Raw genomic sequence first — 22,663 nt, 5'->3', positions numbered from 1 at the left:
GAAAGGCGACGGGAAGATCAGAATACCGAGGCGTATTCGCCCAGCTCGACCTGCACCGATTTGATCTGGGTGTAGTGCTCCAGCGTGGTCAGGCCGTTTTCGCGGCCGACGCCGGACTGCTTATAGCCGCCGACCGGCATTTCCGCCGCCGACTCGCCCCAGGTGTTGATCCAGCAAATGCCGGCTTCCAACTGGTGGATCACGCGGTGTGCGCGGGCCAGATCGTGGGTCACCACGCCCGCGGCCAGGCCGAAGGTGGTATCATTGGCGCGGCGCACCACTTCCTCTTCACTCTGGTAGCTGAGAATGCTCATCACCGGCCCGAAGATCTCCTCGCGCACGATTTCCATCTCGTCGAGGCAGTCGCTGAATACCGTCGGCGCCACATAAGCGCCCTTGCCGAATTCGCCATGGGTGACGCGTTCGCCGCCGCACAGCAGGCGCGCGCCGCTGTTCTTACCGCTTTCGATAAAGCGCAGCACCGACTCCATGTGCGCGAAGCTGACCAGCGGCCCGAAGTTGGTCTGCGGATCGGTCGGATCGCCGAGGCGAATGCGCTTCACGCGTTCGAGGATCTTCGCCTCAAACTGCGCCTGCAGCGCCGCCGGCACAAAGACGCGGGTGCCGTTGGTGCACACCTGGCCGGAGCTGTAGAAGTTGGCCATCATGGCGATATCGGCGGCGCGATCCAGATCGGCGTCGTCGAAGATAATCAGCGGCGACTTGCCGCCCAGCTCCATGGTGACTTCCTTCAGCGTCGAACCCGAGGCGTTGGCCATCACCTTCTTGCCGGTTTTCACCCCGCCGGTGAAAGAGACTTTGGCGATGCCCGGATGGTCGGTCAGGTACTGCCCCACCTCCGCACCGCTGCCGGTCACCACGTTGAACACGCCGTCCGGCAGGCCGGCTTCGGTGTAGATTTCCGCCAGCTTCAACGCCGTCAACGACGTAACTTCACTCGGCTTGAAGATCATCGCGTTGCCCGCCGCCAGCGCCGGCGCGGACTTCCACAGCGCGATTTGAATCGGGTAGTTCCAGGCGCCGATGCCGGCCACCACGCCCAGCGGTTCGCGGCGGGTGTAAACGAACGAAGTGTCGCGCAGCGGGATCTGCTCGCCTTCAATGGCCGGGATCAGGCCGGCATAATACTCCAGCACGTCAGCGCCGGTGACGATATCCACCGCGGTGGTTTCCGACATCGCTTTGCCGGTATCCAGCGTTTCCAGCGCCGCCAGTTCATCGTTGCGCTCGCGCAGAATATCCACCGCGCGACGCAGGATGCGCGAACGCGCCATCGCCGTCATCGCCGCCCACACCTTCTGCCCGCTGGCCGCGCTGGCCACCGCACGATCGACGTCTTCAGCGCCGGCGGACTGGACTTCAGCCAGAACTTCGCCGTTCGCCGGGTTAATGGCGTTGAAGGTTTTTCCAGCGGTGCTGTCTACATAGGCGCCATGAATATAGAGCTTCTGCAAGCCAAAACGGGACATAGGATCTCCTTGAGTTAACCTCCGGGCGGCGTTTGCCCCCGGAGTTGGAACGTGATGTATTCGGTCGTGAGCGTCAACGCCTGCGACTGATTGAACGCCGAGCCGCGCAGCGCGCTGCGCAGCCACAGCCCATCGATCAGTGCCGCCAGCCCCTTGGCCGCCAACCGCGCCTGCGGCTGCGGCATAACGCGGCGAAACTCGGCGCACAGGTTGGAATAAAGCCGGCGGCCGTTCACCTGTTGCAGCCGGTTGAGCTGCGGCTGGTGCAGGCTGCTGGCCCAAAAGGCCAGCCAGGTCTTCATCGCCGCGCTGTTGATCTGGCTGTCGTCGAAGTTGCCGGCGACGATCGCCTGCAGCCGCGCCGCCGGGCTGTTATCGGTCAGCGCCTGCAACCGCAGCTTCACCGCCTCGCCCAGATGGCTGATCAGATAGCGCATCGTGGCTTCCAGCAGGCCGTTCTTGTCCTTGAAATAATGGCTGATGATGCCGTTGGAAACGCCGGCCCGCCGCGCGATCTGCGCGATGGTGGCGTCATGCATTCCCACTTCGTTTACCGCGGCGAGCGTGGCATCAATCAACTGCTGCCTTCTGATTGGCTGCATTCCTACCTTTGGCATATTTCGACTCTCACAAAACCGACTTCGGCCTTATCTCAGCGGGCAAATTTCACTGCCGTTTCGCCCGTGATTCAGGTCATCATGAGGACTATTAAACTTTTTTTTGATTGAACGTTCAATAAAAATTGCATATATTTTATTGCCGCCTGGTTAAAAATTTGTACTATCTGGTTGTGGAACTGGCTGATTTTTGTGAGGTAATTAACGAATCTGACCAAAATCAGTGGCTGTAAGCGGTTCCCACCACGAAGCGCTCCGGTGCTTCAGCAACAGGCGAAAGCGGCGTTTTTCAGGCCATTCCCATGGGGATGGTCGCCGCCTTCATTCGCCCGTTTTCCGGCGGCGCCAACGCGCCCCGAAATGCGGAGCGGCACGATTTTACTCAGTTCAGAGGATGACGATGACAACACGCGAAACCTCCTCCAAACCGCAGCAGGACCGCCTCAACCCTGTGGTTTTCTTCACCTCGGCGGGGCTGATCCTGGCCTTCTCGCTGATGACCATCTTTTTCACCGACTTCTCCGGGCAGTGGATCACCCGCACGCTGAATTGGGTGTCGACCACCTTCGGTTGGTACTACCTGCTGGCGGCGACGCTGTACATCGTGTTCGTGGTGTTTATCGCCGCCTCGCGCTTCGGTTCCATCAAGCTCGGGCCGGAACAGTCCAAACCGGAGTTCAGCCTGATGAGCTGGGCGGCGATGCTGTTCGCCGCCGGCATCGGCATCGACCTGATGTTCTTCTCGGTCGCCGAGCCGGTGACCCAGTACATGATGCCGCCGGAAGGCGACGCGCAAACGCTGGAGGCCGCGCGCCAGGCAATGGTCTGGACGCTGTTCCACTATGGCCTGACCGGCTGGTCGATGTATGCGCTGATGGGCATCGCCCTCGGCTACTTCAGCTATCGCTACAATCTGCCGCTGACCATCCGCTCGGCGCTGTACCCGATCTTCGGTAAGCGCATCAACGGCCCGATCGGCCACAGCGTGGACATCGCCGCGGTGCTCGGCACCATCTTCGGCATCGCCACCACGCTGGGCATCGGCGTGGTGCAGCTCAACTACGGCCTTAAGGTGTTGTTCGAGATCCCAGAAAACCTGACGGTGCAGGGCTCGCTGATCCTGCTGTCGGTGATTATGGCCACCATCTCGGTGACTTCCGGCGTCAACAAGGGCATCCGCATCCTGTCCGAGCTAAACGTGCTGCTGGCGCTGGGCCTGATCCTATTCGTGCTGTTCTTCGGCGACACCGAGTTCCTGCTCAACGCGCTGGTGCTCAACGTCGGCGATTACGTCAACCGCTTTATGGGCATGACGCTCAACAGCTTCGCCTTCGATCGGCCGGTGGAGTGGATGAACAACTGGACGCTGTTCTTCTGGGCCTGGTGGGTGGCGTGGTCGCCGTTCGTCGGCCTGTTCCTGGCGCGCATCTCGCGCGGGCGCACCATTCGTCAGTTCGTGGTCGGCACGCTGATCATACCGTTCGTGTTTACCCTGCTGTGGCTGTCTATCTTCGGCAACAGCGCGCTGTACCAGATCATCCACGGCAACGCCGAGTTTGCTCAGGAAGTGATGCAGTTCCCGGAACGCGGCTTCTACAGCCTGCTGGCGCAATACCCCGGCTTCACCTTCAGCGCCTCGGTGGCCACCATCACCGGCCTGCTGTTCTACGTCACCTCGGCGGACTCTGGCTCGCTGGTGCTGGGTAACTTCACCTCGCGCCTGGCCGATATCAATAATGATGCACCGAACTGGCTGCGGATTTTCTGGTCGGTGGCCATCGGCCTGCTGACCATCGGCATGCTGATGACCGACGGCGTACCGGCGCTGCAGAAAACCACGGTGATCATGGGCCTGCCGTTCAGCTTCGTGATCTTCTTCGTGATGGCCGGGCTGTATAAATCGCTGCGGGTGGAAGACTACCGCAAGGCCAGCGCGCTCAGCACCCTGGCGCCGGTGCCGGTCTCCAGCCACGATGTGCTCAATTGGAAACAGCGTCTGTCGCGGGTGATGAACTACCCGGGCACGCAGTACACGCAGAAAATGCTGGATAAGGTTTGCCGCCCGGCGATGCAGGACGTGGCGCGCGAGCTGGAGTTGCGCGGCGCGAAAGTGGAGTTCAGTGAAGTGCCGCCGACCGAAGACGAGCGCCTGAACCACCTGGAACTGCTGGTGCACCTGGGCGAGGAACAGAACTTCATCTATCAGATCTGGCCGATGCGCTACTCGGTGCCGGGCTTCACCTACCGCGCCCGCTCCGGTAAATCGCACTACTACCGGCTGGAAACCTTCCTGATGGAAGGCACCCAGGGCAACGACCTGATGGACTACAGCAAGGAACAGGTGATTGGTGACATTCTCGACCAGTACGAGAAGCACCTGAACTTCCTGCACATTCATCGCGAGGCGCCGGGGGGCACCCTGACCTTCCCGGATATGTGATGGCCGAGAAATAACCACAGGGCGTAGCCAGGCTACGCCCTTTTTTATGCCTGCTCGGCCGGTAAATCGGCCTTCAGCAGCACCAGGGAACCGGCCAGCAACACCAGATCCTTAATTAAAAAACTGGTGGCCCCGGCCATGGCGGGAAAACCGCCGGCGGAGGGCTCCCAGGCACCCGGCGTGGAAAAGATCAGCGTCAGCGTGGTCAGGTAGGTCACCGTCGATCCGATCGCCCCCAGCAAACCCAGCCGCCGCGACCAGAACCCCGCCAGCAACAGTAAACCGAAGCTCCATTCGGCGACGCCCAATGCATAACTGGCGCCGCGAATGCCGAACGCCTGATGCATCCAGCTCAGCAGCGGGCTGTTACCGATCAGAGGCACTAACCCCTGCGCTTCGTAATCAAACCATTTGGCGTAGCCGAAGGCGGCGAAGATCACCACCAACGCCGCACGCATAAAGATAACATCCCCGTTCGAGCGCCGAAAGCGCCGCAGCCATGTCGCCAGCATCATCCTCTCTCCTTATGTTGCCCGCGGCCGCCGCGGTTTGCCGCTTGCGACCGCGGGGTGCGGCGGCTTACTGCCCCATCGCGTCCTTTTTCATCTCGTCTTTCTTCATGCCATCTTTGGCCATACCGTCTTTCGCCATGCCATCCTTTTTCATGGCGTCTTTCCCCATCTTGTCTTTCTTCATGCACGCCTTGCCCATGCACTCTTTCTTCATCCCATCTTTCGCCATGCCGTCGTGCGACATCTGGCTCATGCCGTCCTTTTTCATCGCGTCTTTGCTCATGCCGTCCGCGGCGTTGGCGCCGGCCACACCCAGCATCAGCGCGCTGCACATCATCATTGCGAATAACTTTTTCATGGTATTTCCTTCCGTCATGTCAAAGGCACCGGAGTGCCGGAGAATGGCCGGCGGCCGCCTCAGCTGCCGCCAAACCAGTTGTAACCCTGATCTTCCCAGTAACCGCCCGGGAAGCGGTTGGTGACCTCGATCACCTGAATGTGCTTCGGATTCTTGTAGCCCAGCTTGGTCGGCATGCGCAGCTTCATCGGATAGCCGTACTTGCGCGGCAAGATCTGGCCGTCGTAGGTCAGCGCGATAATCGTCTGCGGATGCAGCGCGGTGGCCATGTCGATGCTGGTGTAGTAGTCATCGGCGCATTTGAAGCTGACGTAGCGGGCGCTCAGATCCGCGCCGATCGCCTTGAGAAAGGTGGCGAACGGCACACCGCCCCACTTGCCGATGGCGCTCCAACCCTCAACGCAAATATGGCGCGTCACCTGGCTGACCTGCGCCATCCGATGCAGCTGCGGCAGGCTCCAGGCGCGCTTGTCCTGCACCAACCCCGCCACTTCCAGCCGATAGTCGTCGCCGTTGATGTCCGGCGCGTCCTCCTCGGCGTAAAAGGCGTTGAACGGGAACGGCCGGGTGATCATCGATTCCGGGTAGACCGGCGCCAGGCGATCGCCGTTGAACAGCCAGCCCTGCACCCGATCATTGAGGCGCGAAATGCGGCTTAGCGCCTGCTCGACGTTGGCGTTGTCGCTGAGATCGCAGCCGGTGAGCATGGCGATGCCGCCCAGCGTCAGGCCATTGCGCAAAAAGCGGCGGCGCGAAGGCGCGCTCAACAGCCGCTGCGCTTCTTTGACGATCGCCTGCCCTTCGCCGATCGTCATGATCTGTTTATCCTTTTTCATCGTGAACTCCTTAACGCCCGCGCAGCATGGCCAGCAGCGTCCGCGGCACCAGCGCCACCATCACCAGGTGGATCGCGACGAAGGCCACCAGCGCCGACATGGCGAAAAAGTGGATATAACGCGCCGCCTCATAGCCACCGAGCAGCGTGCGCAGCAGCGGAAACTGCACCGATTTCCACAGCACCAGCCCGGACAGCGCGCTCAGCACGCCGAGGATCATCACCGACAGATAGGCCACGCGCTGCACCATGTTGTAGTGGCGCAGATCGGCATGCTGCAGCCTGCCGCGCAGCGCCGCGCCTATATCGGCGAGAAACTGTTTCGGACTGAGCGGCCAATACTTGCGTTTGAAGCGCCCGCTGGTGAGGTTCAGCAGCAGGTAGCACAGCCCGTTGATGCCAAACAGCCACATGCCGGCAAAGTGCCACTGCAGCGCGCCGCCCAACCAGCCCCCGAGCGTCAGCTCGTTGAAAAAGCTGAAGTTGAACAGCGGCGAAGCGTTGTAGATGCGCCAGCCGCTGGTCACCATGATCAGCATCGCCAGCGCATTCAGCCAATGCGTCAACCGCAGCCACAGCGGATGTACGGTCTGTCGTTGTTCCGGAGTGAGAGTGAGGCTCATAACGATTCCTGCCAGCTAACGATGCGATGAGTCGAGTATTCCCCGGATTTGTTCCCCAAGACCTCACGCAAAGTTAAATAAAATGTGATAACTCCACCGGTGGGGGTTGTGTAGACTTCAGAGAGGATCGGGCAATCAGCGGTAATGAGAATGGACAAGCCAAAACGAATTTTGATCGTCGAGGACGACGGCGACATCGCCGAGCTGCTGCAGCTGCATCTGCGTGACGAGGGTTACGCCATCAGCCACGCCGCCGACGGCAATCAGGGCATGGCGATGCTGGAACAGGGCGGCTGGGATGCCCTCATCCTCGATCTGATGCTGCCGGGCGTGGACGGATTGGAGATTTGCCGCCGGGCGCGCACCATGACGCGCTACACGCCGATCATCATCACCAGCGCGCGCTCCAGCGAGGTGCACCGCGTGTTGGGGCTGGAACTGGGTGCCGATGACTATCTGGCCAAACCCTTCTCCATGCTGGAGCTGGTGGCACGAGTCAAGGCGCTGTTTCGCCGCCAGGAGGCGATGAGCCGCAACCTGCGCATGGACGCCGGCGTGCTCAGCTTCAACGATCTGACCATCGACCCCATCGCCCGCGAAGTGCACCTGCATCAGCAGCCGGTCGAGCTGACGCCGCGCGAATTCGACCTGCTGTACTTTTTCGCCCGCCATCCGGGCCAGGTGTTCTCGCGCCTCAGCCTGTTGAATCAGGTCTGGGGCTATCAGCACGAAGGGTATGAGCACACCGTCAACACCCATATCAACCGGCTGCGCATCAAGATCGAGCGCAACCCGGCGGAACCCGAGCGCATCCTCACGGTGTGGGGCATGGGCTATAAATTCGCGGCCACGCCGCATGAGTGAGCCATGAAAAACCTTACGTTAGCGCAACGCCTCACGCTGATCTTCACGCTGCTGATCGTCATCGGCTGCGCCTTTTCCGGCTGGATGCAGGTACGCAGCAGCACCCAGTACAGCCAGGCAGTGATCCAGCGCCTGTCAGGCAACCTGGCGCAGCATATCGCCGACAGCAATCCGCTGCTGGGAGTGAACGGGCCGGATCCGCAGGCGGTGCATACCCTGTTCGACCAGCTGATGGCGGTGAACCCCAGCGTGGAGGTTTACCTGCTCGACAAACAGGGCGCGATTATCGGCAATGCCGCGCCGGCCGGGCATCTGAAGCGGCAGCGGGTCGCGCTGGCGCCGCTGCAGGCGCTGCTCGAGGGCGCGCAGATGCCGGTGTATGGCGACGATCCGCGCAGCGCGGACGGGCGCAAGGTGTTCAGCGTCGCGCCGCTGAAGGTCGACGGCCGGGTCGAAGGCTATCTGTACGTGGTCTTGCTCGGCGAAGAGTACACGGCGCTGGCCAGCAACGCCCAGTTCAACTCGGCGGTCAGGATGGCGCTGTGGACTTCTGGGTTGATGGTGCTGTTCAGCCTGCTGGCCGGCGGTTTCGCGTTTTATTGGGTAACGCGCCCGATCCGTCGCCTGACCCGGCAGGTCAGTGCGCTGGACAGCGGCGGCATCGAAGCGGTGCAGGCCTACGCGGCGCTGCCGGCGGTACGGGCCGGGCGCGACGAAGTCAGCCAGCTGCAACAGGCCTTCCACCGCATGGCGCAGCGCCTGGCCGAACAGTGGCAAACGCTGGCGCAGCAGGATCGGCTGCGGCGTGAATTCATCGCCAACGTCTCGCACGATCTGCGCACCCCGCTCACTTCGCTGCATGGCTATCTGGAGACGCTGTCGGTTAAGGCCGCCACCCTGAGCGAAGCCGATCGGCGGCGCTATCTGGAGATCGCGCTGGCGCAAAGCCGCAAGGTGGGCAAGCTGGCGCAGGAGCTGTTCGAGCTGGCTCGATTAGAGTATGGCGTGGTGAAGCCGCAGAAAGAGCCCTTCTCCCTCAGCGAGCTGTTGCAGGACGTGTTCCAGAAGTTCGAGCTGGCGGCAGAGGCGCGCAACCAGCGGCTGCACGCCGACATCGCTCCCGGCATTCCGCCGGTGTTCGCCGATCTCAGCATGATTGAGCGGGTGCTGACCAACCTGTTGGACAACGCCATTCGCCATACGCCGCCCGGCGGCGACATCGGCGTGCGGCTGTGGCGGCAGGACGATCGGGTCATGGTCCAGGTCAGCGACAGCGGCCCCGGCATTCCGCAGACGCTGCGCGCCGATCTGTTCGTGCGCCCGTCTGTCCTGAGCGGCGCCCGGCGCCCTTCCGGCGGACTGGGGTTGATGATCGTGCGGCGTATTCTGCAGCTGCACGACAGCGATATTCAGCTGATCGAACAAGCGCAAAGCGGCGCCTGCTTCCGCTTCGCCATTCCGCCGCGTTAACACGGCACAACGGTTATTGTGCGATCGGGAACCGCAGGCTGAAGAGGATGTTGGCGACAGGCGCGCGCCCGATACATTCGGCGCGCACCTCACCGCCGTGCAGCGTCATGATGGCGCGCACGATAGACAGCCCCAGCCCACTGGCATGATTGCCGGCGCTGCGTGCGGGATCGGCGCGATAGAAACGATCGAACAATTTTTCCAACTGTGCCGGCGCGATCGGCTTCCCCTGATTGATGACCTGCACCCACCAGGCATCGGCGCGCCGTTCAGCCCGCAGGACGATCAGGCTGTTTTCGTCGGCATAACGCACCGCGTTGGCCACCAGGTTGCTCAGCGCCCGCTGGAACAACATCGCGTCCGCCTCCAGCGCGCCTTCCCCTTCGCAGCTCAACGCAATGCCGCGTTCTTCCGCCAGCCCTTCGAAATAATCCGCCACCCGCCGCAGCTCCAGCGCCACCTCCAGGCGGCTGTAGTTCAGCGCAGACTGCGCCTCGCCGGCGCGCGCCAGAAACAGAATGTTTTCCACCATGCGGGAAATGCGCTCCAGCTCATCCATATTGTTCGACAGCAGGGTTTCGTACTCCTCCACGCTGCGGGGCTGGTAAAGCGCCACCTGGCACTGGCCCATCAACGCCCCTACCGGCGTGCGGATCTCATGGGCCAGATCGGCGGAAAATTGCGTCAGCCGCTGATAGCCTTCATTCAACCGATCGAGCATCGCATTGAACGAACGGGTCAGCTGCTGCAACTCCTTCGGCGCCCCCTGCTCGCTGAGGCGTGTCGACAGCGTGTTGGGCGCAATCTGCGACGCCTGCGCCGCCATGCGCCATAACGGCTTCAATCCCCGCCGCATGACCCCATAGCCCAGCAGCGCAATCAGCAGGAAAGCCACCGCGACCGCCGCGACGATGCGCCACAGGTAACGCGCCAGCATCTTCTGCTCGTTGGCCATCACATGCGCGGCGGAGATCTGCAACAGGCTGCCGTCTTCCAGACGCACCATCGCCGAAGCGGCGCGCAGCGGCACCCCCTGCGCCGTTTCTCCGCCACGCACGGCGGCCAGCGTCTGCGCCTGTTCAGGCGGCGTCGGCGCGATCGGCGGCAGGGCCACCCTGGCGGGGTTCACGTTGATGAGCGGTTTTTGCCCCGGGATTTGGAAAATCAGCACGTCCTGTTCATTGCCCAGCATGTTTTCAAACAGGCCGTTATTGGCGGTCAGGCGCGCCAAAGGAAAGCGCTGCCCCAGTAAATGACGGAAATACTCTACGCGCCCGGTCACCTGCAGATCGCTGCGCAGCGTCATTTCCTGGCGCATGGCGCTAAACAGATACCCGCCTGTCCCGCTCACCACCAACGCGGCCACCAGCGCGAACAGCGTAGCGGTGCGCAGCGTCAGCGACACCGGCCGACGTGACGTGCGCCCGCTCACGAGCGTGGCTCGCAGACATAGCCGATGCCGCGCACGCTGTGGATCAGCTTGACGTCGAACGGCCGGTCGATTTTGGCGCGCAGGCGTTTGATCGCCACGTCAACCACATTGGTGTCGCTGTCAAAATTCATGTCCCACACCTGAGAGGCGATCTGCGTACGCGACAGCACTTCGCCCTCGCGCCGCACCAGCAGGTGCAGCAGCATGAATTCCTTGTTGGTCAACGGGATCACCTGATCCTGGCGCACCGCCCGACGGCGCAGCACGTCCAGCTGCAGATCGGCGATAGCGTAATGATCGGCTTCGCGCGCCGGCCCGCGGCGCAGCAAGGTGCGTAAACGCAGCACCAACTCGGTAAAGGAAAACGGCTTGATAAGATAGTCGTCCGCGCCCAGCTCCAGGCCGTGGATGCGATCCTGCACGCCATCACGGGCGGTGAGAAACAGGATCGGCACGTCGCTTTTCTTGCGCAATACCTCGATGATCTGCCAACCGTCCAGCCCCGGCAGCATCACATCGAGCACGATCGCATCGTAGTCCTGCTCCAACGCGCGAAACAGCCCGTCGGTGCCGGTGCGCGCCAAATCGACGCCGTAGCCCGCTTCCCCCAGCCCTTTCTTCAGGTAATCCCCTGTGCCGATATCGTCTTCAACTACCAGTATTCGCATGCTCACCACCTCGTTACGTCTGCAAAAATACTAGCAGCTTCGGCGGACAAACTTGATGACATTAATGTCATCAAACGGCCATGGCGCTGACCCAGTAGGTCAACCATGCTTAACCGGCAAACTCATTTCAGGAGAACGTTATGATTACCCGTCATCGTATAGCCGGTTTACTGTTGTCCACGTTACTGCTTTCCAGCGGATTGGCCGCCGCCGCCCAACCGCCGGGCAAGGTGATTGCGCCGCTGCGCGGCACCATCACGCAGGTTGCCGACGGCAATCTGCAGCTGACCGACCGCAAGGGCGAGACACTCAGCGTCAAGCTGAACGATCAGACCAAAGTGCTCAGCGTTTCCAAAGCCACGCTGGACGATATCAAACCGGACAGCTTTATCGGCACCGCCGCCGTGCCGCAGCCGGACGGCACGCTCAAAGCGCTGGAAGTGCACGTGTTCGCCGCCAGCCTGCGCGGCACCGGCGAAGGGCACTCGGCCTGGGAATCCGCCGACGGCAAAGTGGACACCATGACCAACGGCACCGTCGGTAAACTGGTGAAATCCAACGGCCGCACCCTGACCGTCACCTACGGCAACCAGCAGAAAACCGTCGTCGTGCCGGAAGACGTGCCGATCGTGACGCTGGATCCGGGCGATCTGAGCCTGCTGAAACCGGGCGTGCACATCGTGCTGTTCTCCGCCGCCGACGATAAGGGCGAACGCATCGCCACCCGCATTTCCGCCGGCAAAGACGGCACTGTGCCGCCGATGTAACCGGAGGAAAGCCATGAAGACCAACGCGTCGCCGCCGGTGCATCGCTGGCCGGTTCGAATCACTCATTGGATCAACCTGTTCGCCATGGTGTGCATGTTCATGAGCGGTTGGGAAATCTACAACGCCTCGCCGCTGTTCGATTTCCGCTTTCCGCCGCAGATGACGCTGGGCGGTTGGCTGGGCGGCGCGATTGGTTGGCATTTGGCGGTGATGTGGCTATTGGCGCTCAACGCCGTCTGCTATCTGTTGTGGAGCCTGTTCAGCGGTCATTTTCGCCGCGATCTGTTGCCGCTTCGCCTCGGCGCGCTGCGGCAGGATATCTGGCTGGCGTTGACGCTGCGCCTGCGCCACCGGCATGGCCGCTATAACGCCATTCAGAAACTGATGTACCTCGGCGTACTGGCGCTGGGGCTATTACTGGTGCTGTCCGGCCTGGTGATTTGGAAGCCGGTTCAGCTGCAGGGATTGGTCGCCCTGTTTGGCGGCTTCGATTTCGCGCGCTACGTGCATTTCTTCGCCATGGCCGGCATTGGCCTGTTTGTGGCGATCCACGTCTTTATGGTGGCTGTCGTGCCCAAAACCCTGTGGGCGATGATAACGGGTGGCAAACATGAATGAGAAAAAACCGCGGGCAACCGCGCCAAAACTGGAACCGGACCAAAAAAAGCAGCTGGTCAATCTGCAGCGCCGCCTGATGTTGCGCTCCGGGTTGACACTGGGCGGCATCGCCATGCTCACCGGTTGCAACCTGCAAGACGGCGATCGGGTGGATAAGGTGCTGTGGGCCATGTCACGCTGGAACGACCGGGTGCAGGCCTGGCTGTTCAGCGGCCAGCGGCTGGCGCAAACTTACCGGCCGGACCAGATCACCCACCCTTTCCCCTTCAACGCGTTTTACCCGGAATACAACGTCCCCGAGATCGATCTCGCCGGCTACCGGCTTGAAGTCGCGGGGAAGGTGGAGAAAAAAGCCCCCTGGACGCTGGAACAGCTGCAGCGGCTGCCGCAGCAAAGCCAGATCACGCGTCTGATCTGCATTGAGGGCTGGAGCGCCATTGGTCAATGGGGAGGCGTGCCGCTGCGCACCTTTCTGCAGCACGTCGGCGCGGATCTGAATGCCGGTTACGTCGGCTTCAAATGCGCCGATCGTTACTACGCCAGCCTCGACATGGCCACCGCGCTGCACCCGCAGACCATCTTGGCGCTGGATTTCGGCGGCAAGGCGCTGCCGGCTGACTATGGCTACCCGTTGCGGCTGCGCGTGCCGACCAAACTGGGGTTCAAAAACGCCAAACATATCGCCGCGATCTTCGTCAGCGACGTCAATCCAGGCGGGTATTGGGAAGATCAGGGCTACAACTGGTTCAGCGGCATTTAGTTTTGCGCGGTGCTGCGCACAACTTTCATCGGCGGCTGGAGGATCGTCTCCGCCGCGGTTAATAATCTGTTCGTCACAAAGGGGATAACTATAGGAAAAATAATAGTAAAATGGATTTTATCATGGATATTGATGTGAGGGAGATCAATGCGCGACCTGTCACGGAGGATTGGTTTTCAGCGTACCGCTCAGGCCAGCGCTAGCCAGAATTTACGGCTCGCTCTTGAAAAAACACGCGCATCGCGTACATTATTTGTACAACCAAGCGCTTATTGAGGACGGATTATATGTCATCGAAATCCCGCCTGTTAACGGCAGAATCCCACCCAATCCCTATGAGCATGAAGGAACGGCACCAAAAAGAGATGCAAGCCTTCCACGAAGAATGGGCTGAACAAAGGCGCCGCGAATGGCGTGAACGCGGCGGCGTTGAAGCCAGTGAACCGCCCGCACGTAGCATCGATACCGAACTTTCATCCTGATTCCGGTTCGTCCTTATTCTTCTTCTCCCGCCGTCAGCAATGCAATCCCCGCTTGCTCAATGGCCTCCCGCGCGGCGGCGGGCACCCCCTCGTCGGTAATGACAGCGTCAAAGGCAGCAATCGGCAGCGCCAGGTAGGTCGCGACCTTGCCGTATTTGGACGTATCGCTGAGCAGAATGCGGCGGCGGCTGGCCTCGACGATGGCCTTCTTCACCATCACCTTGTCTTCGTTCGGCGTCGACAGGCCGCGCATGCTCCACGAAGAGGCGGAGATAAACGCCAGATCGATAAACAGACCGCGCAGCGCCTGCGCCGCCGCTTCGCCAACGCAGGAACGGTTTTCCCGGCACACGGTGCCGCCGGTGTGGATGATTCGGCACTGGCTATGCTCTATCAGGAACCCGGCGATGACAAAGTCGTTGGTCACCACCGTCAAATCTTCACGTTCACCGATCTGTTTCGCCAGCGCCAGCGTGGTGGTACCGGCATCCAGATAAATACAGCTGTTGGCGGGAATTTGCCGCGCCGCCAGCCGGCCAATGGCGATTTTCTGCCGGCTGAACATCCCTTCTTTGGCCTGGTGCGAAGGTTCGCTTGCCACCCGCTCAGGCGCCTGCACGCCGCCCGAGACCGACTGCACCGCGCCCTGTTCCTCCAGCTTTTGCAAATCGCGGCGGATCGTCATGTGCGACACCCCCAGCCGTTCGGTCAGCTCGGCAATGCTGACGACGCCGCGTTCGGATACCAGCGCAAGAATTTGTTGATGGCGTTCTACAGGTATCACGGTTCCCTCTCGTTGCTGCGGTGATAATAATTGTGATTTTACGTCAATTTTCGTTCGCCGATAGCCCTAATTTTTCGCGGCGTGACGGCGCGCGCAGTTAGGTCAGGTAAACATAAACTTATTTAAAAACATAATAGTAATGTTGATACGGACCAGAAATCACCCGAAAAATTCGTTTCACACATTGTTAATTATTGTGATATCGATCGCGGATAAACGGCCACTAAGCGCTTACATTTAACACAACAAAACAAATTATCACTAAAATTAACAGGAGTGCAGTATGACACACCCAGGGAATTATGCCGTTTGCGTCATCGGGCTGGGGGCGATGGGCATGGGCGCGGCGCGCTCGTGCCTCCGCGCCGGATTGACCACCTACGGGGCGGACCTGAATCCGCAGGCGCTGGCGGCGCTGCAACAGGCCGGCGCGAAGCAAACGTCCCCCAGCGCGTGCGACTTCGCCGCCGAGTTGGACGCCGTGCTGCTGCTGGTGGTGAACGCCGCCCAGGTGAAGCAGATCCTGTTCGGCGAACAAGGCCTGGCGCCAAAGCTCAAGCCAGGCACCGCGGTGATGGTCTGTTCGACCATTTCCGCTGATGACGCCAAACAGATCGAGCAACGGCTGCTGGACTACGGGCTGCCGATGCTGGATGCGCCGGTTTCCGGCGGAGCGGCCAAGGCAGAGGAAGGCCAGATGACGGTGATGGCCGCCGGCGCAGACGCCACCTTCGCGCGCCTGCAACCCGTGCTGGACGCCATCGCCGGCAAGGTTTACCGCATCGGCGAAACGATCGGCCTGGGCGCGACGGTAAAAATCATCCACCAGCTGTTGGCTGGCGTACACATCGCCGCCGGTGCGGAAGCCATGGCGCTGGCCGCCCGCGCCGGCATCCCGCTGGACGTGATGTACGACGTGGTCACCCACGCCGCCGGCAACTCCTGGATGTTCGAAAATCGCATGCGCCACGTGGTCGACGGCGACTATACGCCCAAATCGGCGGTGGATATCTTCGTCAAGGATCTGGGGCTGGTGGCGGATACCGCCAAGGCGCTGCATTTCCCGCTGCCGCTGGCCTCCACCGCCTTCACCATGTTTACCGCCGCCAGCAACGCCGGCTACGGTAAAGAAGACGACAGTGCGGTGATCAAAATCTTTGCCGGCATCGATTTGCCGCAAAAAAAGGAGGCGCTCTGATGCTGCTTGGCGTAATCGCGGATGACTTTACCGGCGCGACCGACATCGCCAGTTTTCTGGTGCAAAATGGCCTGCCGACGGTGCAGCTGAATGGCGTGCCGCAAGACGAAACGCAAATAAACGCACAGGCGGCGGTCATTAGCCTGAAATCGCGTTCCTGCCCGGCAGAGCAGGCGGTCGAACAGTCGTTGCAGGCGCTGGCCTGGCTGCAAGAACAGGGCTGCCGTCACTTCTACTTCAAGTACTGCTCCACCTTCGACAGCACCGCACAGGGCAATATCGGCCCGGTGACCGATGCTCTGCTCGCCGCGCTGGGAGAAAATTTCACGGTTGTCTCACCGGCGTTGCCGGTAAACGGCCGCACGGTCTATCAGGGCTACCTGTTCGTCGGGGAACAGCTGCTGTCTGAGTCCGGCATGCGTCATCACCCGGTCACGCCAATGACCGACAGCAACCTGCTTCGCCTGATGGAATCCCAGGCCACCGGACGCTGTGGGCTGGTGACGGCGGCAGAAATGGATCGCGGCGCCGAGGCGGTCAGCGAGAAGCTGCAGCAATTGGCGCAGGACGGCGTGCGCTACGCAGTGCTGGATACGCTCAACGAACGGCATCTGCTCACCCAGGGTGAAGCGTTGAAAACGATGAAGCTGGTGACCGGCGGTTCGGGCCTGGCGATCGGCCTGGCGCGTCAATGGGCGCAGAATGGCGAACGTTCGGCAGAGGCGGCCGGTGCGCCGCAGGGGGAAAAAGCGGCGGTGCTGTCGGGCTCGTGTTCTGTGATGACCAACCGGCAGGTGGCGCACTACCGTGAACGCGCGGCGGCGCAGGCCATCGATATCGGCCGCTGTCTCGATCCGCAGGCGCGAGCGGCCTACGCCGCCGAGTTGGCGCATTGGGCGCAGCGCCATGCCGGGGAAGCGCTTGCCCCGCTGATCTACGCCACTGCATCGCCGGAGTCGCTGCAGCAAACGCAACAACGGCATGGCGCCGCCGCCAGCGAAGCGGTAGAAGCCTTGTTCGCCGAACTGGTGATGCAACTGCATCAGTTGGGGTTCAACCGCTTTATCGTCGCCGGCGGCGAAACCTCCGGCGTGGTCACGCAGGCGCTGGGCATTCGCGGCTTCCATATCGGCCCCAGCATTTCCCCCGGCGTTCCCTGGGTGCGCGCCAGCGATCGGGCCATTTCCCTGGCGTTGAAATCAGGCAATTTTGGCGATGAAGCCTTCTTCTCACGCGCGCAAACGGAGTTTTCAGTATGAGCATGACCACCGAACAGCAGGCGCGTGAAGAGATGGTGCGCCTTGGCGCCTCGTTTTTCCAACGCGGCTACGCCACCGGCTCTGCCGGCAACCTCTCGCTGTTGCTGCCGGACGGCGCGCTGCTGGCGACGCCGACCGGCTCCTGTCTCGGCGAGTTGCAGGCCGACCGCCTGTCTAAAGTGAGCCTGAACGGCGACTGGCTCTCCGGCGACAAACCGTCGAAAGAGATCAGCTTTCATCGGGCGCTCTATCTGAACAACCCGGAATGCAAAGCGGTAGTGCACTTGCATTGCACCTACCTCACGGCGCTCTCTTGCCTGCAGGGGCTGGACGCCGACAACGCCATCAAACCGTTCACCCCCTATGTGGTGATGCGCGTCGGCAAGGTGCCGGTGGTGCCTTACTACCGGCCCGGCGACGAAAGGCTGGCACAGGATCTGGCCCGCCTGGCGCCGACCCACCGTGCCTTTTTGCTGGCCAACCACGGGCCGGTGGTGACCGGTAAAGACCTGCGAGCGGCGGCGGACAATGCCGAAGAGATGGAAGATGCGGCGCGACTGATCTTCACCCTCGGCGATCGTCCGATCCGCTATTTGACCGATGATGAAATTGCCGAATTACGGAGCTGAACCATGCCTAAATTTGCCGCCAATTTGTCGATGATGTTTACTGAGGTGCCATTCCTCGATCGCTTCGCCGCCGCTGCCGCACAGGGCTTCAACGCGGTGGAATTCCTGTTCCCTTACGAGCATCCCGCGGAGCTGTTGGCCGAGAAGCTGCGCGAACACGGCCTGCAACAGGTGCTGTTCAACACCGCGCCCGGTGATGCCGCCACCGGCGAGTGGGGGCTGGCGGCGCTGCCGGGCCGCGAGCGGGATGCGCGCGCCGATATCGATCGCGCGCTGGCCTACGCCATCGCCCTTTCCTGCCCCTGCGTGCACCTGATGGCCGGCGTAGTGCCCGCGGGCGCTGATCGACAGCGTTATCTCGACACCTTTATCGCCAATGCGCGCTATGCCGCCGACGCCTTCGCCCCGCACGGCGTCAAGGTGCTGATCGAAGCGCTCAGCCCGCCGGTCAAGCCCGACTACCTGTTCGCCAGTCAACATCAGGCGGCGGAAGCGGTGGCGGCGATCGAAAGACCGAACGTGTTCATTCAGTTCGACTTTTTCCACGCGCAGTTGGTGGACGGCAATATCAGCGGGCTGCTGGAGACGCTGGCCGGGCGCTACGCGCATATCCAGATAGCCTCGGTGCCGGATCGCCATGAGCCTGACGAGGGCGAACTGAATTACCCGTGGCTGTTCGACAAGCTGGATGCGCTCGGCTATCAGGGCTGGATCGGTTGCGAATACCGCCCGCGCGGCGACACCGCCGCCGGGCTCGGCTGGCTGAAGCCTTACCGCTAAAGCCGCACGCCGACACCAGGAAATCGATTTTATAACAATGAAACGCACCCGTATCGCCACGCGGCGATCGCGGTGCCAACGCTTACCCAACGAAAGGCTTTTTCATGTCTACCTCTCTGCTGTTGCTGATTGCCGTACTCGGCGTGGTGCTGCTGTTATTGATGGTGATTAAGGCGAAGGTGCAGCCCTTTGTCGCGCTGTTGGTGGTCAGTCTGCTGGTGGCGTTGGCCAGCGGCATTCCGACCGGTGAAGTGATGAAAGTAATGACCGCCGGGATGGGCGGCGTGCTCGGCTCGGTGACCATCATCATCGGTCTGGGGGCGATGCTCGGGCGCATGATCGAACACTCAGGCGGCGCCGAGTCGCTGGCGCAGCGCTTCAGCCAGGGGCTGGGGCCGAAACATACCGTCGCCGCGCTGACCCTCGCTGCATTTATCCTCGGCATTCCGGTGTTCTTCGACGTCGGCTTTATCATTCTGGCGCCGATTATTTACGGCTTCGCCAAGGTCGCCAAAGTGTCACCGCTGAAGTTCGGCCTGCCGATGGCCGGCGTGATGTTGACGGTACACGTCGCGCTACCGCCACACCCCGGCCCGGTCGCCGCCGCCGGCTTGCTCAACGCCGACATCGGTTGGCTGACCATCATCGGCCTCGCGATCTGTATCCCGGTCGGCGTGATCGGCTATTTCGCCGCCAACTACCTCAACCGCAAAACCTATCCATTATCGATAGAGGTGCTGGAACAGCTGCAGCTGGCGGCGCCGGAGCCGCGTCCGGAAGGGCAAGCGCCCCTCAGCGATCGCATCAACCCGCCTGGCGCCGGCCTGGTGGCGGCGCTGATCGTCATCCCGATCGCCATCATCATGCTCGGCACCGTCTCCGCCACGCTGTTGCCGGCTGGTTCGGCGCTGCGCGATGCGCTGTCTCTGCTGGGCTCGCCGGCGGTGGCGCTGATGATAGCCCTGCTGCTGGCCTTCTATTTCCTGGCGCTGCGCCGCGGCTGGAGCCTGCAACACGCCAGCGACGTGATGGGCGCCGCGCTGCCGACCGCCGCGGTGGTGATCCTGGTGACTGGCGCGGGCGGCGTGTTCGGCAAGGTGCTGGTGGAATCCGGCGTCGGCAAGGCGCTGGCCGAAGTACTGACGGCCATCGGCCTGCCGCTGGTACCCGCCGCCTTTATCATTTCGCTGGCGCTGCGCGCTTCACAGGGTTCCGCCACCGTGGCGATCCTGACCACCGGTGGCCTGTTGTCGGAAGCGGTCAGCGGGCTGAATCAGCTGCAGCTGGTGCTGGTGACGTTGGCGACCTGTTTTGGCGGGCTGGGGCTTTCCCACGTCAACGACTCCGGTTTTTGGATCGTCACGCGCTATTTGGGGCTGTCGGTGGCCGATGGCCTGAAGACCTGGACGGTGCTGACCACCCTGCTCGGTCTGAGCGGCTTTCTGTTCACCTGGCTATTGTGGCTGACGGTGTGATTTCTCTGGCATACTGAACGCCGTTGTTTTTCATCGCCTTTCACCCTGTGCAGGAGCAGCAACATGACCGTAATCAACACCGCGCCAACGCTTGTCACCGAACGCCTGCGGCTGGACGCACACACGCTGGACGACTTCGACTCGCTGGCCGCTCTGTGGGCCGATCCGCTGGTGGTACGCTATATCGGCGGCACCCCGCGCGACCGAGAAGACTCCTGGGGGCGCCTGATGCGCTACGTCGGCCACTGGGCGCTGTTGGGGTACGGGTATTGGGCGGTGCGTGACAAACAGAGCGGCGAGTATCTCGGCAGCATCGGCTTCTCCGACTTCCTGCGCGACATCACCCCAGCGCTCGATGCGCCGGAGATGGGCTGGACGCTGGTGAGTTCGGCGCACGGCAAAGGCTATGCCACCGAGGCGCTGCGGGCGGCGCTGGCCTGGGGGAAAACGCACCTGCCGGGGGAAAAAACCGTCTGCATCATCTCGCCTGAAAACCAGGCTTCGCTGGCGTTGGCGAAAAAGGTCGGCTTCAGCGAAAGCCACCGCAGCGAGTATCACCAGAGCCCGATCGTGGTGATGCATTGCCCGCTTTGAATACCTAAGCGCGTTGCACCGCCAACGCCGTCTGAATGAAGTTGTCCCGCAGCGCGTCGGTGCGCTGCGGATCCCAGGCGATACCGACCTGCCACTCCGTCTCCTCGCCGCTCAGCGGTAAAATGTCGATGCCGGCCGGCGCGATATGCGTGATGCTGTGCGGCAGCAGCGCGACACCGACGCCGGCGGCGACCAGCGCCAACAACGTTTGGATATCACCGGCCTGCTGCACCACGTTCGGCGTCAACCGGTGAGCGGCGATAAACCGCAGCGACTGATCGCTCAGCCCGCGCCCGCGTTTCGGCGTCAACTGCAACAGCGGCAGCAGATTGAAACGCGCCATCAGGTCGTCGGCACGTAGCGCCAGCGCACCCGGCGCAGCCAGCACCAACCGATCGCTCAACAACGCGACGCCGCACAGCGGCGTATTGACCGGCAAGCGCACGAACCCCGCCTGCAACTCTCCCTGCAGCAACAGCTGATACTGGCGTTCGGACGGCAAGTCTTCCAGGCCGATCGCTACCTCGGGGAACCGTTGGCGAAAGGCGGCCACCAGTTGCGGTGCCAGATGAAAACTAGAAAGGCCAAATCCCAGCGACAGCCGCCCCGCTTCCCCGAGCGCCACCCGCCGAGCGCGCTGCTGAAACTGCTGGTACTGCGCCACCAGCACCTGCGCCTCCGGATAGAGCCGCTGCCCGCCGGCGGTGAGCACCGCCCCCTGTCGGCCACGCTCGAACAATCGAACGCCGAGCTGGGTTTCCAGCGCCTGAATTTGCTTGCTCAGCGCCGGTTGGCTGATGCATAGCCGGCTCGCCGCCTGACGATAGTTGCCCTGTTCGGCCAGCGCCACCAGGGCGCGCAGTTGTTTTATATCCATTCCATTAAGTTATCGAATAGGGAATTTAATTGATTATACAGTAATCAATTCGCCTGCTGTAATCAACGCAGACCCTAACCGGAGAGACAACATGACCATCTCATTACGCGCCGCCACGGTGCAATTCCAGCATCGCGCCAACGATAAAAATTACAACCTGTCGACCATGGAGCGCTTTATCGCTCAGGCGGCCGAGCAGCAGGTACAGCTGCTGGCCTTCCCGGAAATGTGCGTCACCGGCTATTGGCACGTGCGCCATCTGTCCGACGCCGAAGTGCGGGCGCTGGCGGAGCCGATCGTGAGCAGCCCCTCGCTGGCGCGCATTCGCCCGCTGGCTGAGCGTTACAACATGGCGATTGGCGTCGGGCTGATCGAGCTGGGCGATGATGGCCGGTGTTACAACGCCTATGCCGTTTGTCTGCCGGACGGCGAACTGCATGTGCACCGCAAACTGCACGCCTTCGAGCACCCGGCTATCGCCAGCGGCGACCGCTATACGGTGTTCGATACCCCCTGGGGCGTACGCGTGGGCGTATTGATCTGCTGGGACAACAATCTGGTGGAGAATGTGCGCGCAACGGCGCTGCTGGGCGCGGACGTGCTGATCGCCCCGCACCAGACCGGCGGCACCCATTCGCGCAGCCCGCACGGCATGAAGCCGATCCCGCAGGCGCTGTGGCAGCGGCGGGTGGAAGATCCGCAGGCGATAGAAGCCGCCTTTCGCGGCGAACACGGCCGCGGCTGGCTAATGCGCTGGCTGCCATCGCGCGCTCACGACAACGGGCTGTTCTTGCTGTTCAGCAACGGCGTGGGCCGAGATGACGATGAAATACGCACCGGCAACGCGATGATCCTCGATCCTTACGGCCGCATCGTAGCGGAGACCTGGGCGGCGGAAGACCGGCTGGTCAGCGCCGATCTCGATCTGACGCTGATCCCGCTCAGCACCGGCCGCCGCTGGATTTACGGACGCCGCCCCGAGCTGTACGGGTTGTTGACCGAACCGCAAGGCTATGAACGCGATGCCCGCAACGCGCGCTTTTCGACACAGCCGACGGGGCGCGGCAGCCGATAACAGATAAAAAAAATCCGCCCGGAGGCGGATTTTTTATCGGTGCGACAAAAGCTGC

24 protein-coding genes are annotated in these 22,663 nt (G+C 62.0%); 14 read left to right on the top strand and 10 right to left on the bottom strand.

The window, feature by feature from the left end; translation table 11 throughout:
* Positions 1–17 precede the first annotated feature (17 nt).
* Positions 18–1,490 carry a betaine-aldehyde dehydrogenase gene (gene betB / locus ACMGGW_RS05885; protein ID WP_049203421.1) on the bottom strand — a complete coding sequence of 491 codons (1,473 nt, stop codon included), beginning with the start codon at positions 1,488–1,490 and terminating at the stop codon, positions 18–20.
* A 14-nt stretch (positions 1,491–1,504) separates the two neighbouring features.
* Positions 1,505–2,107 carry a transcriptional regulator BetI gene (gene betI, locus ACMGGW_RS05880; protein WP_025302109.1) on the bottom strand — a complete coding sequence of 201 codons (603 nt, stop codon included), beginning with the start codon at positions 2,105–2,107 and terminating at the stop codon, positions 1,505–1,507.
* Between the two features lie 400 nt (positions 2,108–2,507).
* Here betI and ACMGGW_RS05875 point away from each other — a divergent pair, with 400 nt between their 5' ends.
* Positions 2,508–4,547, top strand: a complete 2,040-nt coding sequence (locus tag ACMGGW_RS05875) for a choline transporter (protein ID WP_004939112.1) — start codon at positions 2,508–2,510, stop codon at positions 4,545–4,547.
* Positions 4,548–4,591: 44 nt separating this feature from the next.
* Here the strand turns inward: ACMGGW_RS05875 and ACMGGW_RS05870 are convergent, their stop codons facing one another.
* From ACMGGW_RS05870 to ACMGGW_RS05855, 4 genes are all read right to left on the bottom strand, one after another.
* Complete coding sequence (locus ACMGGW_RS05870; RefSeq protein WP_004939115.1) at positions 4,592–5,062, bottom strand: YkgB family protein; 471 nt, start codon at positions 5,060–5,062, stop codon at positions 4,592–4,594.
* 64 nt (positions 5,063–5,126) lie between these two features.
* Positions 5,127–5,417 (bottom strand): pentapeptide MXKDX repeat protein, encoded by a 291-nt coding sequence (locus ACMGGW_RS05865; RefSeq protein WP_049295260.1) that lies wholly within the window; start codon positions 5,415–5,417, stop codon positions 5,127–5,129.
* A 59-nt stretch (positions 5,418–5,476) separates the two neighbouring features.
* A complete protein-coding gene (locus ACMGGW_RS05860) occupies positions 5,477–6,253 on the bottom strand; it encodes a molybdopterin-dependent oxidoreductase (protein ID WP_049208887.1) in 777 nt (258 codons plus the stop codon).
* Between the two features lie 10 nt (positions 6,254–6,263).
* Positions 6,264–6,875 (bottom strand): cytochrome b/b6 domain-containing protein, encoded by a 612-nt coding sequence (locus tag ACMGGW_RS05855; RefSeq protein WP_049208888.1) that lies wholly within the window; start codon positions 6,873–6,875, stop codon positions 6,264–6,266.
* A 150-nt stretch (positions 6,876–7,025) separates the two neighbouring features.
* Between ACMGGW_RS05855 and ACMGGW_RS05850 the strand changes: the two genes are divergently transcribed.
* Complete coding sequence (locus ACMGGW_RS05850) at positions 7,026–7,739, top strand: response regulator transcription factor (RefSeq protein WP_043137136.1); 714 nt, start codon at positions 7,026–7,028, stop codon at positions 7,737–7,739.
* A 3-nt stretch (positions 7,740–7,742) separates the two neighbouring features.
* A complete protein-coding gene (locus ACMGGW_RS05845) occupies positions 7,743–9,209 on the top strand; it encodes a sensor histidine kinase (protein ID WP_049203413.1) in 1,467 nt (488 codons plus the stop codon).
* Between the two features lie 13 nt (positions 9,210–9,222).
* Here the strand turns inward: ACMGGW_RS05845 and ACMGGW_RS05840 are convergent, their stop codons facing one another.
* Both ACMGGW_RS05840 and ACMGGW_RS05835 read right to left on the bottom strand, forming a co-directional pair.
* A complete protein-coding gene (locus tag ACMGGW_RS05840; protein ID WP_197832353.1) occupies positions 9,223–10,641 on the bottom strand; it encodes a heavy metal sensor histidine kinase in 1,419 nt (472 codons plus the stop codon).
* Positions 10,638–11,309 (bottom strand): heavy metal response regulator transcription factor, encoded by a 672-nt coding sequence (locus ACMGGW_RS05835; RefSeq protein ID WP_021504273.1) that lies wholly within the window; start codon positions 11,307–11,309, stop codon positions 10,638–10,640. The genes ACMGGW_RS05840 and ACMGGW_RS05835 overlap by 4 nt, the downstream gene beginning before the upstream one ends.
* Positions 11,310–11,449: 140 nt before the next feature.
* Between ACMGGW_RS05835 and ACMGGW_RS05830 the strand changes: the two genes are divergently transcribed.
* The 4 genes from ACMGGW_RS05830 to ACMGGW_RS05815 all read left to right on the top strand — a co-directional run bounded on the left by ACMGGW_RS05830 (position 11,450) and on the right by ACMGGW_RS05815 (position 13,937).
* A complete protein-coding gene (locus ACMGGW_RS05830) occupies positions 11,450–12,076 on the top strand; it encodes a hypothetical protein (protein ID WP_025302101.1) in 627 nt (208 codons plus the stop codon).
* A 13-nt stretch (positions 12,077–12,089) separates the two neighbouring features.
* The gene (locus ACMGGW_RS05825; RefSeq protein ID WP_025302100.1) at positions 12,090–12,695 is read left to right on the top strand and encodes a cytochrome b/b6 domain-containing protein; all 606 of its coding nucleotides are present in this window, start codon (positions 12,090–12,092) and stop codon (positions 12,693–12,695) included.
* Positions 12,688–13,455, top strand: coding sequence for a molybdopterin-dependent oxidoreductase (locus tag ACMGGW_RS05820; protein WP_025302099.1), 768 nt, complete (start codon positions 12,688–12,690; stop codon positions 13,453–13,455). Before ACMGGW_RS05825 ends, ACMGGW_RS05820 begins: the two co-directional genes overlap by 8 nt.
* A gap of 287 nt (positions 13,456–13,742) precedes the next feature.
* The gene (locus ACMGGW_RS05815) at positions 13,743–13,937 is read left to right on the top strand and encodes a hypothetical protein (protein WP_154219752.1); all 195 of its coding nucleotides are present in this window, start codon (positions 13,743–13,745) and stop codon (positions 13,935–13,937) included.
* A 13-nt stretch (positions 13,938–13,950) separates the two neighbouring features.
* Here the strand turns inward: ACMGGW_RS05815 and ygbI are convergent, their stop codons facing one another.
* Positions 13,951–14,721 carry a DNA-binding transcriptional repressor YgbI gene (gene ygbI / locus ACMGGW_RS05810; protein WP_197832352.1) on the bottom strand — a complete coding sequence of 257 codons (771 nt, stop codon included), beginning with the start codon at positions 14,719–14,721 and terminating at the stop codon, positions 13,951–13,953.
* Positions 14,722–15,004: 283 nt separating this feature from the next.
* Between ygbI and ltnD the strand changes: the two genes are divergently transcribed.
* The 6 genes from ltnD (at position 15,005) to ACMGGW_RS05780 (ending at position 20,656) form a co-directional block, all read left to right on the top strand.
* A complete protein-coding gene (ltnD, locus tag ACMGGW_RS05805; protein WP_025302097.1) occupies positions 15,005–15,919 on the top strand; it encodes an L-threonate dehydrogenase in 915 nt (304 codons plus the stop codon).
* A complete protein-coding gene (gene otnK, locus ACMGGW_RS05800; protein ID WP_025302096.1) occupies positions 15,919–17,178 on the top strand; it encodes a 3-oxo-tetronate kinase in 1,260 nt (419 codons plus the stop codon). Before ltnD ends, otnK begins: the two co-directional genes overlap by 1 nt.
* On the top strand, positions 17,175–17,807 hold the full coding sequence (locus ACMGGW_RS05795) for an aldolase (RefSeq protein ID WP_038629064.1): 633 nt from the start codon (positions 17,175–17,177) through the stop codon (positions 17,805–17,807). Before otnK ends, ACMGGW_RS05795 begins: the two co-directional genes overlap by 4 nt.
* A 3-nt stretch (positions 17,808–17,810) precedes the next feature.
* Complete coding sequence (otnI, locus tag ACMGGW_RS05790; RefSeq protein ID WP_025302094.1) at positions 17,811–18,587, top strand: 2-oxo-tetronate isomerase; 777 nt, start codon at positions 17,811–17,813, stop codon at positions 18,585–18,587.
* A gap of 104 nt (positions 18,588–18,691) precedes the next feature.
* Positions 18,692–20,062 carry a GntP family transporter gene (locus tag ACMGGW_RS05785; RefSeq protein WP_025302093.1) on the top strand — a complete coding sequence of 457 codons (1,371 nt, stop codon included), beginning with the start codon at positions 18,692–18,694 and terminating at the stop codon, positions 20,060–20,062.
* Positions 20,063–20,125: 63 nt separating this feature from the next.
* A complete protein-coding gene (locus tag ACMGGW_RS05780; protein WP_025302092.1) occupies positions 20,126–20,656 on the top strand; it encodes a GNAT family N-acetyltransferase in 531 nt (176 codons plus the stop codon).
* Positions 20,657–20,660: 4 nt separating this feature from the next.
* Here the strand turns inward: ACMGGW_RS05780 and ACMGGW_RS05775 are convergent, their stop codons facing one another.
* Complete coding sequence (locus tag ACMGGW_RS05775) at positions 20,661–21,533, bottom strand: LysR family transcriptional regulator (RefSeq protein WP_127146407.1); 873 nt, start codon at positions 21,531–21,533, stop codon at positions 20,661–20,663.
* A 91-nt stretch (positions 21,534–21,624) separates the two neighbouring features.
* Here ACMGGW_RS05775 and ACMGGW_RS05770 point away from each other — a divergent pair, with 91 nt between their 5' ends.
* Positions 21,625–22,608 carry a nitrilase family protein gene (locus ACMGGW_RS05770; RefSeq protein ID WP_197832351.1) on the top strand — a complete coding sequence of 328 codons (984 nt, stop codon included), beginning with the start codon at positions 21,625–21,627 and terminating at the stop codon, positions 22,606–22,608.
* Positions 22,609–22,663: the final 55 nt, after the last annotated feature.

It is taken from the genome of Serratia sp. BNK-4 (assembly GCF_048685115.1).
Classification (GTDB): Bacteria; Pseudomonadota; Gammaproteobacteria; order Enterobacterales; family Enterobacteriaceae; genus Serratia; species Serratia bockelmannii.
This window is presented reverse-complemented; position numbering and strand designations above follow the sequence as displayed.

What these genes read in the sequence shown, in the direction of transcription:
- betB (WP_049203421.1), bottom strand. Translation starts at nt 1,490, where the DNA reads ATGTCCCGTTTTGGCTTGCAGAAGCTCTATATTCATGGCGCCTATGTA.
- betI (WP_025302109.1), bottom strand. Translation starts at nt 2,107, where the DNA reads ATGCCAAAGGTAGGAATGCAGCCAATCAGAAGGCAGCAGTTGATTGAT.
- ACMGGW_RS05875 (WP_004939112.1), top strand. Translation starts at nt 2,508, where the DNA reads ATGACAACACGCGAAACCTCCTCCAAACCGCAGCAGGACCGCCTCAAC.
- ACMGGW_RS05870 (WP_004939115.1), bottom strand. Translation starts at nt 5,062, where the DNA reads ATGATGCTGGCGACATGGCTGCGGCGCTTTCGGCGCTCGAACGGGGAT.
- ACMGGW_RS05865 (WP_049295260.1), bottom strand. Translation starts at nt 5,417, where the DNA reads ATGAAAAAGTTATTCGCAATGATGATGTGCAGCGCGCTGATGCTGGGT.
- ACMGGW_RS05860 (WP_049208887.1), bottom strand. Translation starts at nt 6,253, where the DNA reads ATGAAAAAGGATAAACAGATCATGACGATCGGCGAAGGGCAGGCGATC.
- ACMGGW_RS05855 (WP_049208888.1), bottom strand. Translation starts at nt 6,875, where the DNA reads ATGAGCCTCACTCTCACTCCGGAACAACGACAGACCGTACATCCGCTG.
- ACMGGW_RS05850 (WP_043137136.1), top strand. Translation starts at nt 7,026, where the DNA reads ATGGACAAGCCAAAACGAATTTTGATCGTCGAGGACGACGGCGACATC.
- ACMGGW_RS05845 (WP_049203413.1), top strand. Translation starts at nt 7,743, where the DNA reads ATGAAAAACCTTACGTTAGCGCAACGCCTCACGCTGATCTTCACGCTG.
- ACMGGW_RS05835 (WP_021504273.1), bottom strand. Translation starts at nt 11,309, where the DNA reads ATGCGAATACTGGTAGTTGAAGACGATATCGGCACAGGGGATTACCTG.
- ACMGGW_RS05830 (WP_025302101.1), top strand. Translation starts at nt 11,450, where the DNA reads ATGATTACCCGTCATCGTATAGCCGGTTTACTGTTGTCCACGTTACTG.
- ACMGGW_RS05825 (WP_025302100.1), top strand. Translation starts at nt 12,090, where the DNA reads ATGAAGACCAACGCGTCGCCGCCGGTGCATCGCTGGCCGGTTCGAATC.
- ACMGGW_RS05820 (WP_025302099.1), top strand. Translation starts at nt 12,688, where the DNA reads ATGAATGAGAAAAAACCGCGGGCAACCGCGCCAAAACTGGAACCGGAC.
- ACMGGW_RS05815 (WP_154219752.1), top strand. Translation starts at nt 13,743, where the DNA reads ATGTCATCGAAATCCCGCCTGTTAACGGCAGAATCCCACCCAATCCCT.
- ltnD (WP_025302097.1), top strand. Translation starts at nt 15,005, where the DNA reads ATGACACACCCAGGGAATTATGCCGTTTGCGTCATCGGGCTGGGGGCG.
- otnK (WP_025302096.1), top strand. Translation starts at nt 15,919, where the DNA reads ATGCTGCTTGGCGTAATCGCGGATGACTTTACCGGCGCGACCGACATC.
- ACMGGW_RS05795 (WP_038629064.1), top strand. Translation starts at nt 17,175, where the DNA reads ATGAGCATGACCACCGAACAGCAGGCGCGTGAAGAGATGGTGCGCCTT.
- otnI (WP_025302094.1), top strand. Translation starts at nt 17,811, where the DNA reads ATGCCTAAATTTGCCGCCAATTTGTCGATGATGTTTACTGAGGTGCCA.
- ACMGGW_RS05785 (WP_025302093.1), top strand. Translation starts at nt 18,692, where the DNA reads ATGTCTACCTCTCTGCTGTTGCTGATTGCCGTACTCGGCGTGGTGCTG.
- ACMGGW_RS05780 (WP_025302092.1), top strand. Translation starts at nt 20,126, where the DNA reads ATGACCGTAATCAACACCGCGCCAACGCTTGTCACCGAACGCCTGCGG.
- ACMGGW_RS05775 (WP_127146407.1), bottom strand. Translation starts at nt 21,533, where the DNA reads ATGGATATAAAACAACTGCGCGCCCTGGTGGCGCTGGCCGAACAGGGC.
- ACMGGW_RS05770 (WP_197832351.1), top strand. Translation starts at nt 21,625, where the DNA reads ATGACCATCTCATTACGCGCCGCCACGGTGCAATTCCAGCATCGCGCC.